This window comes from Pseudomonas sp. ABa2, assembly GCF_056676075.1.
Genome location: NZ_CM155239.1, coordinates 166,321 through 178,761, shown reverse-complemented (window position 1 = coordinate 178,761; position 12,441 = coordinate 166,321). Strand labels below are relative to the sequence as shown.

The window sequence follows — 12,441 nt, the reverse complement described above, 5'->3', positions numbered from 1 at the left end:
CCGTGCAGACCAACCTGAGTGAACAAGCCAAGCGTCTGCCGCGCGCCGAGGAAGCCGAGCGGGTGCTGCGCTCCTGCGTGCATTGCGGCTTCTGCAACGCCACCTGCCCGACCTACCAGCTGCTCGGCGACGAGCTGGACGGCCCGCGCGGGCGCATCTACCTGATCAAGCAGATGCTCGAAGGCGGCGAGGTCACCGCCAAGACCCAGCAGCATCTGGACCGCTGCCTGACCTGCCGCAACTGCGAAACCACCTGCCCGTCCGGCGTGCAGTACCACAACCTGTTGGATATCGGCCGCGAACTGGTCGAACAGGCGGTGCCGCGGCCGCTGAGCGAGCGCCTGCTGCGCCAGGGCCTGCGCGCCGTGGTGCCGCGCCCGGCGCTGTTCAAGGCGCTGACCCAGACCGGCCTGGCCCTGCGCCCGCTGCTGCCGACCACGCTCAAGGCCAAGCTGCCGCGCGAGGTTCGTCCGGCCAAGCCGCGCCCGACGCAGCAGCATGCCCGCCGCGTGCTGATGCTCGAAGGCTGCGTGCAACCGGGGCTGTCGCCCAACACCAACGCCGCCACCGCGCGCGTGCTGGATCGTCTGGGCATCAGCGTCACGCCGATCCGCGAGGCCGGTTGCTGCGGTGCCGTGGACTACCACCTCAACGCCCAGGAAGCCGGGTTGCAACGCGCGCGGCAGAACATCGACGCCTGGTGGCCGGCCATCGAAGCCGGCGCCGAGGCCATCGTGCAGACCGCCAGCGGCTGCGGCGCCTTCGTCAAGGACTACGGCCACCTGCTCGCCGGCGACCCCGCCTATGCGAGCAAGGCGGCGCGGGTCAGCGCCCTGGCCAAGGACCTGGTCGAGGTGCTGCAAGGCGAGCCGCTGGAGCAGTTGCAGGTACGCGCCGAGCAGCGCCTGGCCTTCCACTGCCCCTGCACCCTGCAGCACGCGCAGAAACTCGGCGGCGCCGTGGAAGGCGTGCTGAGCCGCCTCGGCTTCGGCCTCACCGCCGTGCCGGATGGCCACCTGTGCTGCGGCTCGGCCGGCACCTATTCGCTGACCCAGCCGGAGCTGTCGCGGCAGCTGCGCGACAACAAGCTCAATGCCCTGGAGAGCGGTCAGCCCGACGCCATCGTCACCGCCAATATCGGCTGCCAGACCCACCTGGACGGCGCCGGGCGCACGCCGGTAAGGCACTGGATCGAGCTGGTCGAAGAGGCCATGCACTGATCGCCGTAGCCCGGATGCAATCCGGGACAACGAACGCCGCAAATCCCGGATTGCCTCCGGGCTACGAAACCACGAATACGAGGTATGCCATGCAGCACAAAGCCGTACTCAGCCAGAACGAAGTCACCCTGATCATCCAGGCGGCCCGCAGCGAAGCGCAGCAACAGGGCTGGGCCGTGGCCATCGCCGTGGTCGACGACGGCGGCCACCCGCTGGCGCTGGAACGCCTCGACGGCTGCGCGCCGATCGGCGCCTACATCGCCACCGAAAAGGCGCGCAGCGCCGCCCTCGGCCGCCGCGAAACCAAAGGCTACGAGGACATGGTCAACGGCGGCCGCAGCGCCTTCCTCAGCGCACCGCTGATCACCTCGCTGGAAGGCGGCGTGCCGGTGCTGGTGGACGGCCAGGTAGTCGGCGCCGTCGGCGTGTCGGGGGTCAAGGCCGAACAGGACGCGCAGGTGGCCAAGGCGGGTATCGCGGCGCTGTAAGCCGCGCGCCGTTTCTTCCCGCCAGACGAATTTCACAGGCATCCCAGACAACCCGGATGCAGACAGGAGAACAGCAAAATGACCGAACGCGTGCAATGTCAGCGCCTGCAGGTGGCCGCCGAACTCAAGCAGTTCATCGAAAGCGAAGTGCTGCCCGGCAGCGGTATCGAGGCGGCGGCCTTCTGGAGCGGCTTCGACGCCCTGGTGCACGACCTGGCGCCGCGTAACCGCGCGCTGCTGGCCGAACGCGACCGCCTGCAGACCGAGCTGGATACCTGGCATCGCGCCAACCCCGGCCCGATCCGCGACATGGCCGCCTACCGCGCCTTCCTCGAGTCCATCGGCTACCTGCTGCCGCAGCCGGAGAAGGTCAAGGTCAGTACCGCCAATGTCGACAGCGAGATCGCCAGCCAGGCCGGCCCGCAGCTGGTGGTGCCGGTGATGAACGCGCGCTACGCGCTGAATGCCGCCAACGCCCGCTGGGGCTCGCTGTACGACGCGCTGTACGGCACCGATGCGATCAGCGAAGCGGGTGGCGCCAGCAAGGGCCCGGGCTACAACGAAGTGCGCGGCGCCAAGGTGATCGCCTTCGCCCGCGCATTCCTCGACCAGGCGGCGCCGCTGGCCAAGGGCTCGCACGCCGACGCCCGCGCCTATGCCGTGGTTGCCGGCCAGTTGCAGGTGACCCTCGGCAGCGGCGCGCAGAGCGCCCTGGCCCAGCCGGAGAAGTTCGTCGGCTACCAGGGCGAGGCGGCCACGCCGAGCGCCGTGCTGCTGAAGAACCACGGCCTGCATTTCGAGATCCAGATCGACGCCAGCAGCCCCATCGGCCGCAGCGACGCCGCCGGGGTCAAGGACGTGCTGATGGAGGCGGCGCTGTCGACCATCATGGACTGCGAGGACTCGGTGGCCGCCGTCGACGCCGCCGACAAGGTGCTGGTCTACCGCAACTGGCTGGGCCTGATGAAGGGCGACCTGGCCGAGGAGCTGGACAAGGGCGGCAAGCGCATCGTCCGCCGCCTCAACCCGGATCGGGTCTATACCGCCGCCGACGGCAGCGAGCTGTGCCTGCACGGCCGCTCCTTGCTGTTCGTGCGCAACGTCGGCCACCTGATGAGCAACCCGGCGATCCTCGATGGCGAAGGCCAGGAGATCCCCGAGGGCATTCTCGACGCGGTGGTCACCAGCCTGATCGCCCTGCACGACCTGCAGCGCCGCGGCAACTCGCGCAGCGGCAGCGTCTATATCGTCAAGCCGAAGATGCACGGCCCCTTCGAGGTGGCCTTCGCCAACGAGCTGTTCGGCCGTGTCGAGCAGTTGCTGGGCATGCCGGCCAATACCCTGAAGATGGGCATCATGGACGAGGAGCGGCGTACCAGCGTCAACCTCAAGGCCTGCATCGAAGCCGCCAGCGCACGGGTGGCCTTTATCAACACCGGCTTCCTCGACCGCACCGGCGACGAGATGCATACGGCGATGGAGGCCGGCGCCATGCTGCGCAAGGGCGACATGAAATCCAGCGCCTGGATCGCCGCCTACGAGCGCAACAACGTGCTGGTCGGCCTGGCCTGCGGGCTGCGCGGCAAGGCGCAGATCGGCAAGGGCATGTGGGCCATGCCGGACCTGATGGCGGCCATGCTCGAGCAGAAGATCGGCCACCCCAAGGCCGGCGCCAACACCGCCTGGGTGCCGTCGCCGACCGCCGCCGTGCTGCACGCCCTGCACTACCACCAGGTGGACGTGCAGGCGGTGCAACGCGAGCTGGAGCTGATCGACCTGGCCGAGCAGCGCGACGGCCTGCTGAACGACCTGCTCAGCGTGCCGGTCAGCGCCGAGCGGCCGTGGAGCGCCAGCGATATCCAGCAGGAACTGGACAACAACTGCCAGGGCATCCTCGGTTACGTGGTGCGCTGGGTCGAACAGGGCGTCGGCTGCTCCAAGGTGCCGGATATCCACAACGTCGGCCTGATGGAAGACCGCGCCACCCTGCGCATCTCGGCTCAGCACATCGCCAACTGGCTGCACCACGGCGTGGTCGGCGAAGCCCAGGTGCGCGAGGCGCTGCAGCGCATGGCCCAGGTGGTCGACGGGCAGAACGCTGGCGACGCCGCCTACCGGCCGATGGCGCCGAACTTCGACCGCTCCCACGCCTTCCGCGCCGCCTGCGACCTGGTGTTCAAGGGCCGCGAGCAGCCGTCCGGCTACACCGAGCCGCTGCTGCATGCCTGGCGCCTGCGCTTTAAAGAGGAGGTTTGAGCATCTCACCGATCATGTAGGAGCGGCGCCCCGCCGCGAAGCTGGAGAAAAGCTTCGCCCCCGGGGCGGGGCTCCTACACAAGCGGGTTAACAACCGTGGATGGCTCTTGACGCCTCCACGGAGCAGTAGCAAGCCCTGACGGCTCCTGGCCGTCGGGGCTTTCGAGCATGAGCGCGGCGGCGGGCGATCCCCCTCGCCGCAGCTCCCGGAAGGGTCGGTGCCGTGGCGCCCGGCCGTTCCAGATGCGTGGCGCCGGGTCATCCCCGGAAAACTGTGGTTCACAAGAAAAAGAAGGAACCAACCCATGAGTCAAACGCTGCTGTCCATCCTGGCATTCGTGCCGCTGGTGCTGGCGGGGGTACTGCTGATCGGCTTTCGCTGGCCGGCCAAGTACGCGATGCCGCTGGTGTTCGTCCTCACCGCCCTGATCGGCCTGACGGCCTGGGACATGTCCCTCAACCGGGTCGTCGCCTCCAGCCTGCAGGGGCTGATCCTCACCGCCTCGATCCTGTGGATCATCTTCGGCGCCATCCTGCTGCTCAACACCCTCAAGCATTCGGGGGGCATCAGCGCGATCCGCCGCGGCTTCTCCAACATCACCCCGGATCGCCGGGTGCAGGCGCTGATCGTCGCCTGGCTGTTCGGCTGCTTCATCGAGGGCGCCTCCGGCTTCGGCACCCCGGCCGCGGTGGCCGCGCCGCTGCTGGTGGCGCTGGGCTTCCCGGCGCTGGCCGCGGTGGTACTGGGGATGATGGTGCAGTCCACCCCGGTGTCCTTCGGCGCGGTGGGCACGCCGATCCTGGTGGGCGTCGGCGCCGGCCTGGACAAGACCGGCATCAGCGCCCAGCTGGTGGCCAACGGCAGCGACTGGGAGACCTTCTTCCACCTGATCTACTCGCGGGTGGCGATCACCCACGGCCTGATCGGCCTGCTGATGCCGCTGGTCATGGTGATGATCATGACCCGCTTCTTCGGCAAGAATCAGAGCTGGAAGGAAGGCCTGGCGGTAGCGCCGTTCGCCATCTTCACCGCCTTCGCCTTCTCCCTGCCATATATGGCCGCCGGGGTGTTCCTCGGCCCCGAGTTCCCGTCGATGATCGGCGCCCTGGTCGGCCTGGCCATCGTGGTGCCGGCGGCCAAGGCCGGCTTCCTGCTGCCCAAGGAGCAGTGGGACTTCGCCGACCCCAAGGACTGGCCCGCCGAGTGGATGGGCAAGATCGAGATGAAGCTGGACGACATCGCCGGCAAGACGCCGATCTCGGTGCCCATGGCCTGGGCGCCCTACCTGCTGCTGGCGGTGTTCCTGGTGATCTCGCGTACTTTCCCTGAAGTGAAGGCGGCCATGATGAGCCTGAGCTTCGGCTGGAAGGACATCCTCGGCGAGACCGGCGTGTCCGGCACCATCGAGCCGCTGTACCTGCCCGGCGGCATCCTGTGCATGGTGGTGCTGGCCACCTTCTTGCTCCATCGCATGCGTTTCGCTGAGCTCAAGGCGGCAGTGGGCGAATCGAGCAAGACCCTGCTCGGCGCCGGCTTCGTGCTGATCTTCACCATCCCCATGGTGCGCATCCTGATCAACTCGGGGGTCAATGGCAGCGACCTGATGTCGATGCCGGTGGCCATGGCGCAGCTGGTGGCCGATAGCGTCGGCGGCGTCTATCCCTTCTTCGCCCCGGCCGTGGGCGCGCTGGGCGCCTTCATCGCCGGCTCCAACACGGTGTCGAACCTGATGCTGGCGCAGTTCCAGTTCAACACCGCTGGGCTGATCGGGGTATCCGGGGCGATGATGGTGGCGCTGCAGTCGGTGGGCGCGGCGGCCGGCAACATGATCGCCATCCACAACGTGGTGGCGGCCTCGGCCACCGTCGGCCTGCTCGGGCGCGAGGGCATCACCCTGCGCAAGACCATCCTGCCGACCCTCTACTACCTGCTGGCCGCCGGCTCCATCGCACTGATCGCCATGTACCTGATGCTGATCAGCGACCCGCTGCATATGGCCGGCTGAGACCCGACTTTGGTTGGCCCGCGCGGGGCGGCATTCGTCGCCCCGCCGCTTGGCGCCTGTCGGCAATTGCGGTAGCGTGCGTCGCGCAACTGAGATTCGCCTGAGGTTTATATGAAGAAGTGGCAATGCGTGGTCTGTGGACTGGTATACGACGAGAGCCAGGGCTGGCCTGACGAAGGCATCGCCGCCGGCACCCGCTGGGAAGACGTGCCGGAAGACTGGCTGTGCCCCGACTGCGGCGTCGGCAAGATGGATTTCGAGATGATCGAGATCGGCTGATCCCAACTCATCCCAGATAAAAGGCGACCCTAGGGTCGCCTTTTATCTGGGGCTAGTAGCGGAGCCCCGCGTATCACGTTGCGGGGCTGCCCAGCATCGATTGCAAGGCAGGCGCTATTGGGGGGCACCCCGTCGCGACCAAATCGGTGCCGGCGAAGCCGCCGAGCTCGCGCTCGCCATTAGTAGGGCTGCGGCGCGTACAGCTGGCCGGCGCCCGGCTCGCCGAGCAGCTGTTCGAGGATTTCGTGGTGCATGGCCAGCAGCTTGCCGTTGCGCTCGTTGAGACGCTTGCACTGGCCGGCCAGCTGGCCGAGCTGCTGCCAGGTGTGTTCGAGGTTGTTGCGCTGGGTCTGCGGGTAGCGCGCCAGCAGTTGCTGCATGGCGGCGTTGCCGCTGCCCAGCTGGAAGGCGGCCAGCACCTTGCTGCGCCGCTCGGCGCGGGCCCTGGCCTGCTCGACCAGGGGCGTGACCTGTTCATTGAGCAGGTCGATCTGCCGGCTGTCACGCTTGAGCAACTGCTGATACAGCTCCTGCATCAGACCGCGCAGTTTCAGGTAGTCGGCGCAGTCCTGGTGCAGGTCCTGCTCGATCACCTGAAGCAGCTGTTGCTCACGCGCCGTCACGCATCGCTACCGCTGTGGTAAGTCAGCATGCTACCGGCCAGCGCTTGCGGGTCGCTGCTCAGCTCGCCGCGCGCCAGCGCGGCCTTGAGCTGGGCGACCTTGTCCAGATCGACCTCGGGCAGGCTGCGCAGGGCCTCCTGCAGTTGCTCCAGACGCGGCTCGGCGCTGGCCGCCGCACGCGAGGCGGTGCTGGTCTGCGCACGGGCGCCCTGTACCTGGGCCGGCGCGTCGCTGGGCAGGTTGAGGCTGGGCTTGAGGTGCCTGCTGATTTCCATGATTCGAATCCAACTCGTGGTGTTATGAGGCTAAAGCGACCGACCGCGGCCGGCACTTAAATCCCTTGCCGCAAAAAATCCTCGGGAGCGATCTTTGACCTCGTCGGCGACCCCCATGGCTGGCGTGCTCGCCACTCAGCCCACCTGCGCCCGCCACCAGGCCTGGGCGGCCAGGCCATCCTGGATCTTCTGTTCCTGCTGGGCAAGCAGTTGCTGCCACTGGCTCATCTTGTGTTCGAGAAACTGGTTGATCGCCTTCTCGCTGCGCATCGCCGCCAGCAGCTCGCCCTGGATGCGCGCCAGGTTCTCCTCGGCCAGCGCCAGCTCGCGGCGCTGCAGTTCGACCATCTTGTACAGGGTGGCCTTGTAGCGCTGCTGGTTGTCGCGCTGCAGCGGCGTGGTCATCGGCACGCTGAAGCCGCACAGGCGGCTGAGCCCGGTGATGTTGTTGCGGTAGCGCTGGCACAGGTTCTGCTGGTAGCTGACCCGGCCGAGCATCTGCTGCACCTTGCTGCCGCGCAGGCTGGCCAGGCGGCCGAGCACTTCGATCTGCTGTTTCATTTGATGATGCCCTGCAGGGTGGCGATGCTGGCGCCGAGTTCGGCGCCGGCACCGACCTCCTGGCGCAGGAAGCGCTCGAGGCTGGGCGCCAGCTGCACGGCGCGGTCGGTCTTGGCGTCCATGCCGGGGGTGTAGCCGCCCAGCGGGATCAGCTCCTTGATCTTCTCGAAGGTGCTGTAGAACTCCTTGAACTGACGCGCCGCGCCCTGGTGCGCCGGCTCGCTGACCTGGCTCATGCAGCGGCTGACCGAGGCGGCGATGTCGATGGCCGGGTAATGGCCGACGTCGGCCAGGCGCCGCGACAGCACGATATGGCCGTCGAGAATGGCTCGCGCGCAGTCGACGATCGGGTCCTGCTGGTCGTCGCCCTCGGCCAGCACGGTGTAGATGGCGCTGAGGCTGCCGCTGCCGCTCTCGCCGTTGCCGGCGCTTTCCACCAGCTCCGGCAGCATGCCGAACACCGACGGCGGATAACCCTTGGTCGCCGGCGGCTCGCCGAGGGCCAGGGCGATCTCGCGCTGGGCCATGGCGTAGCGGGTCAGCGAATCGACCAGCAGCAGCACGTCCCGGCCCTGGTCGCGGAAGTAGGCGGCGATGCTGTGGCACAGCTCGGCGGCCTTCAGCCGCATCAGCGGCGACTCGTTGGCCGGCGCCACCACCACCACGGCCTTGCGCAGGCCCTCCTCGCCCAGCGAATGCAGGAGAAACTCCTGCACCTCGCGGCCGCGCTCGCCGATCAGCCCGACCACCACCACCTCGGCCTTGGTCTGCCGGGTGATCATGCCCAGCAGCACGCTCTTGCCCACCCCGCTGCCGGCAAACAGACCGACGCGCTGGCCCTTGCCCAGGGTCAGCAGGGCATTGATGGCGCGCACGCCGACGTCCAGCGGCGCCCCCACCGGCCGGCGCTTGAGCGGATTGACCGTGGGCAGCTCGACCGGTAGCGGGTCGCGCCCGCCCAGCTTGCCGCGCTCGTCGAGCGGCTCGCCGAGGCCGTTGACCACCCGGCCGAGCCAGGATTCATCGATCTGCAGCAGCGCTTCGTCCTTGGCCGGGAACACCCGCGAGCCGGCGGCCAGGCCGACCGGCTTCTTGAACGGCATCAGGTAGGTGATATCGCGGTTGAAGCCGACCACCTGGGCGTCCAGCAGCGTGCCGTCGGCCTGCTCGACGCGGCAGCGCTGGCCGGTGCTGCGCTGGCAGCCGAGGCTCTCCAGCAGCAGCCCGGAAACCCGCACCAGGCGCCCGGCCACCTTGGCCAGCTGCACGCCGTCGAGCGAGCGCAGCGCTTCGTCGAGCTTGTAGTCGAGCATCTCAGGCCTCGGTCAGATGCAGGTGTTCGGCCAGGGTGTCGAGGCAGGCATCCAGGCGCTGCTGGCAACCCACGTCGGCCTCGGCCTGCGGCGTGATCACCCGGCACTCGCCGAGGGCCAGGCGCTCGTCGGCCACCAGTTTCCAGCCGGCCGCGCGCTCCGGCGCCAGCGCCTTGATCCGCGCGTATTCCTCGGGGCTGAGCAGCACCTGCACCTCGTCCGCCTCGCCCGGCATGCTCGCCAGGGCTTCCTCGACCAGGGTCAGCAGCTGGGTCGGGTGCAGGGTCAGCTCGCAGCGGATGACCTGCTGCGACACCTTCTTCACCAGCTCCAGCAGCTCCTGGCGGCGCTTGTGCTCCAGCTCGCCGAGGTACTGCTCGAGACGCTCGCTGATGCGCTGCAGCGGCTGCGCCGCCTGCTCGAATTCGCGGCGGCCTTCGCTGCGGCCCTCCTCGCGGCCCAGGCGCAAGCCCTCGGCCCGGCCTTGTTCGAAGCCGGCCTGGCGCCCGGCGTCCTCGCCCTGCTGCAGGCCGTCCTGGTAGCCCTTCTCGATGCCCTGCTGGAAGCCATCGGCCATCGCCCGCTGCAGGCCGGCGGCATCGCCGCGCCAGTCCGCCGCCGGCTGGCTGCTGCGCGGCGGGAAGCGATAGGCGCGCCACTGGCGGGCATCGCCCCTGATCACCTTGAGCGTCATCTCATTCCACCGTCTGTTCGCGGAACAGCTGCACCTGCAGCTCGCCGCTGGCCGACATCTCGCGCACCACGGCCATGATGTCCTTGCGCACCTGCTCGACCCGGCTCAGCGGCACCGGCCCCTGGCGGCGGTTGATCGACTCCATCTGCTGCGCCTGGCGCTTGGGCATGGCGCCGGTGATGGCGCGCACCAGCTCGGGCTCGGCGCCCTTGAGGGCGACCACCCATTCCTCCAGCGGCACCGCCTCGAGCAGCGCCTGCAGCACGTCCTGGTTCTGCCGCGAGAGGATGAAGAAGTCGTACATCTCGTCCTCGATGCGCTCCACCAGCTGGTCGTCATGGGCGCGCAGCAGCTCGAACATCTGGTTCCGGTCGCCCTTGAAGCGGTTCATGATGTCCGCCGCCTGCTTCACCCCGCGCACCTGCGAGCCCTGGGTGCTGAGCACTGCCAGGCTGCGGTCGATCAGCTGCTCCAGCTCGGCGATCACGTCGCTGTTGACCTCGCTGAGGTTGGCGATGCGATAGAGCAGCTCGTCCTGGCGCTCCCTGGGCATGCATTCGAGCACTTCGCTGGCCATGCCCGGCGGCAGGAAGGCGAGGAACACCGCCTGCATCTGCGCGTGCTCCTTGGCGATCAGCACGGCGAACTGCTTGGGATCGAGCCACTCCATCTTGGCCATCTTGGCGCGGATCTCCTCGCCGTAGATGCTGTCGAGCAGCGACCGGGTGATCTCGCTGCCCAGCGCCTTGCTGAGCATGCCGGCCAGGTAGCCGCGCGAGGCACCCTTGATGCTGCTCTGCTCCTTGTAGTCCTCGAAGAAGCGGCCGATCACGTCGGAGACCATCGGCTGCTTGACGTTGGACAGGCGCGCCATGGCCTGGCTGATGGCGACGATCTCCTCGCGCGAGAAGTGGCGCAGCACCCCGGCGGAAATCTCGTCGCCCATGCTCAGCATGAGGATGGCGGCCTGCTCGGAGGAGCTCAGCGAACGGTTCTGCACGCGCAGGCGCATTTCCTTGGCGGTGGAACCACCGCGGCCGTCAGGCTGGGTTGAGGTCTCGTTCATTGCGCCCTATCCATTGTTTGATGACTTCCGAGACGCGCTCGGGATCGTTCTTGGCCAGCATCTGCAGATGCTCGATCTGCAGTTCCAGGCCCGAGCCGGGCGCCGGCAGGCGAATTTCCGACAGCGGATTGAGCTCGCCGAGCACCGTGGCGCCACCGTGCGGCGCGTCGCCGACGCGAGCCAGCAGGCGTTCGGCGGCGCGCTCGGCGTGCAGGGCCAGCGGCTCGTCGCCGTCGACCGGCACCGCGCTCGGCTGGCTGCGCTGGCTCAGGCCGCGCACAGCAGGGCGTACCACCAGCAGCAACAGCAGCAGGCTGATCAGGGTAAACACGCCGAGCTTGGCCAGCTCGTGCACCTTGGAGTTTTCCCACCAGGGCAACGGCTCGCCCTGCGCCGCATCGGCGCTGGCGGTGGTGAAGGGGAAGACGCTGAGGGTCAGCAGGTCGCCGCGCGCCTGGTTGAAGCCCACCGCGCTCTTGACCATGGCCGCCAGCTCGGCGCGTGCCTCGTCCGTCCAGCCGCCTTCCGGCGCCGCCGCAGCATTGAGCACCACGGCGATGCTCTGCTGACGCAGGCTGAACGGCGCATGCCTGACGTGGGTGACGCTCTGGTCGTAATCGAGCTGGCGGTTGGACTCCTTGCGCAGCGAGGTGGCGGCCTGGCTGGCCGCCTCGCCTTCGGCCGGCGGCTGCTCTTCGGCCGGCTCGGGCGCAGGCTGCGGCGGACGGTTGGCCAGCGAGCCAGGCACGCCGAGGGCCAGCTGATCGAGCACGCTCTCGTCGCGCAGCACTTCGTTGCGCAGCCGTGGCGTCTCGCCGTAGGCCTGGAAGGTTTCTTCCTTCTGGCTGAAATCGATATCGGCGGCCACGCTGATGCGGAAGTTGCCACCGCCGAGCACCGGCGCCAGCACCGCCTCGGCATTGGCCACCGCCTTGTGCTGGTAGTCGTCGACCACCTGCCAGTTCTGCGCCGGCCCGCCCCAGCCGTCGAGGCCGCGCGACAGCAGCGCGCCGTACTGGTCGACCACCTGCACGTTGGCGGCATCGAGCTGCGGCACGCTGCCGGCCACCAGGTTGACGATGGCGCTGACCTGCTCCGGCGCCAGCTTGTAACCGGGCGCCAGCTGCAGCATCACCGAGGCCTTGCCCGGTTCGCGCTTGCCGACCACGAAACTGCTGCTCTCCTGCAGCGCCAGGTGCACGCGGGCACCCTCGACGCCCTTGAGCGCCATCACCGTGCGCGCCAGCTCGCCCTCAAGGCTGCGTTTGAGGCGCACGTCCTGGACGAACTGGCTGGTGCCCAGCGGCTCGTCCTTGTCGAACAGCTCGTAGCCGGCCGGCACCTTGACCTGCACGCCCTTGGCCGCCAGCAACATGCGCGCGCGGCCGAGCTGATCCTCGCGCACCAGCACCTGGCCGCTCTGCGGATGCAGCCGGTAGGCGATGGCGTCGCCGTCGAGCACCTGCATCACCTCGGCGGCCGGATAGGCCTCGCCGGCGCCGTAGAGCGGGCGGAAGGCGCCCTGGTCGCGCCACAGGTAATACACCACGCCAACGGCCAGCAGCGCGGCGACCAGCGCCAGGGCGGCCAGGCTCAGGCGCGGGTCGAGTTTCAGGCCGCCTTCGGGCAGCTTGCTTTTCAGGGTCTGCAGCACGCGTCA

Annotated in this window: 12 protein-coding genes; 5 read left to right on the top strand and 7 right to left on the bottom strand. The window is 68.6% G+C overall.

Going from position 1 to position 12,441, the window contains the following annotated elements; genetic code table 11:
* Nucleotides 1-2 precede the first annotated feature (2 nt).
* The 5 genes from glcF (at nucleotide 3) to AC1G9C_RS00855 (ending at nucleotide 6,249) form a co-directional block, all read left to right on the top strand.
* The gene (gene glcF, locus AC1G9C_RS00875) at nucleotides 3-1,220 is read left to right on the top strand and encodes a glycolate oxidase subunit GlcF (RefSeq protein ID WP_480409205.1); all 1,218 of its coding nucleotides are present in this window, start codon (nucleotides 3-5) and stop codon (nucleotides 1,218-1,220) included.
* Nucleotides 1,221-1,309: 89 nt separating this feature from the next.
* Complete coding sequence (locus AC1G9C_RS00870; RefSeq protein ID WP_480409204.1) at nucleotides 1,310-1,708, top strand: heme-binding protein; 399 nt, start codon at nucleotides 1,310-1,312, stop codon at nucleotides 1,706-1,708.
* 78 nt (nucleotides 1,709-1,786) lie between these two features.
* Complete coding sequence (locus AC1G9C_RS00865) at nucleotides 1,787-3,964, top strand: malate synthase G (protein ID WP_480409203.1); 2,178 nt, start codon at nucleotides 1,787-1,789, stop codon at nucleotides 3,962-3,964.
* 305 nt (nucleotides 3,965-4,269) lie between these two features.
* Nucleotides 4,270-5,970, top strand: a complete 1,701-nt coding sequence (locus AC1G9C_RS00860; RefSeq protein ID WP_480409202.1) for an L-lactate permease — start codon at nucleotides 4,270-4,272, stop codon at nucleotides 5,968-5,970.
* A 111-nt stretch (nucleotides 5,971-6,081) separates the two neighbouring features.
* On the top strand, nucleotides 6,082-6,249 hold the full coding sequence (locus AC1G9C_RS00855) for a rubredoxin (protein ID WP_021442321.1): 168 nt from the start codon (nucleotides 6,082-6,084) through the stop codon (nucleotides 6,247-6,249).
* A 179-nt stretch (nucleotides 6,250-6,428) separates the two neighbouring features.
* On the opposite strand, the gene flgN is transcribed toward AC1G9C_RS00855, so the two are convergent.
* The 7 genes from flgN to fliF all read right to left on the bottom strand — a co-directional run bounded on the left by flgN (nucleotide 6,429) and on the right by fliF (nucleotide 12,435).
* Nucleotides 6,429-6,872, bottom strand: a complete 444-nt coding sequence (flgN, locus tag AC1G9C_RS00850) for a flagellar protein FlgN (protein ID WP_021442320.1) — start codon at nucleotides 6,870-6,872, stop codon at nucleotides 6,429-6,431.
* Nucleotides 6,869-7,147: a flagellar biosynthesis anti-sigma factor FlgM gene (gene flgM, locus AC1G9C_RS00845; RefSeq protein ID WP_480409201.1), complete on the bottom strand. Its 279-nt coding sequence runs from the start codon at nucleotides 7,145-7,147 to the stop codon at nucleotides 6,869-6,871. Before flgM ends, flgN begins: the two co-directional genes overlap by 4 nt.
* A gap of 135 nt (nucleotides 7,148-7,282) precedes the next feature.
* On the bottom strand, nucleotides 7,283-7,708 hold the full coding sequence (locus tag AC1G9C_RS00840; protein WP_480409200.1) for a flagellar FliJ family protein: 426 nt from the start codon (nucleotides 7,706-7,708) through the stop codon (nucleotides 7,283-7,285).
* The gene (gene fliI / locus AC1G9C_RS00835) at nucleotides 7,705-9,021 is read right to left on the bottom strand and encodes a flagellar protein export ATPase FliI (protein ID WP_021442317.1); all 1,317 of its coding nucleotides are present in this window, start codon (nucleotides 9,019-9,021) and stop codon (nucleotides 7,705-7,707) included. Before fliI ends, AC1G9C_RS00840 begins: the two co-directional genes overlap by 4 nt.
* A 1-nt stretch (nucleotide 9,022) precedes the next feature.
* A complete protein-coding gene (fliH, locus tag AC1G9C_RS00830; protein WP_021442316.1) occupies nucleotides 9,023-9,715 on the bottom strand; it encodes a flagellar assembly protein FliH in 693 nt (230 codons plus the stop codon).
* 1 nt (nucleotide 9,716) lies between these two features.
* Nucleotides 9,717-10,781 (bottom strand): FliG C-terminal domain-containing protein, encoded by a 1,065-nt coding sequence (locus tag AC1G9C_RS00825; RefSeq protein ID WP_480409199.1) that lies wholly within the window; start codon nucleotides 10,779-10,781, stop codon nucleotides 9,717-9,719.
* The gene (fliF, locus tag AC1G9C_RS00820; RefSeq protein ID WP_480409198.1) at nucleotides 10,756-12,435 is read right to left on the bottom strand and encodes a flagellar basal-body MS-ring/collar protein FliF; all 1,680 of its coding nucleotides are present in this window, start codon (nucleotides 12,433-12,435) and stop codon (nucleotides 10,756-10,758) included. The genes AC1G9C_RS00825 and fliF overlap by 26 nt, the downstream gene beginning before the upstream one ends.
* Nucleotides 12,436-12,441: the final 6 nt, after the last annotated feature.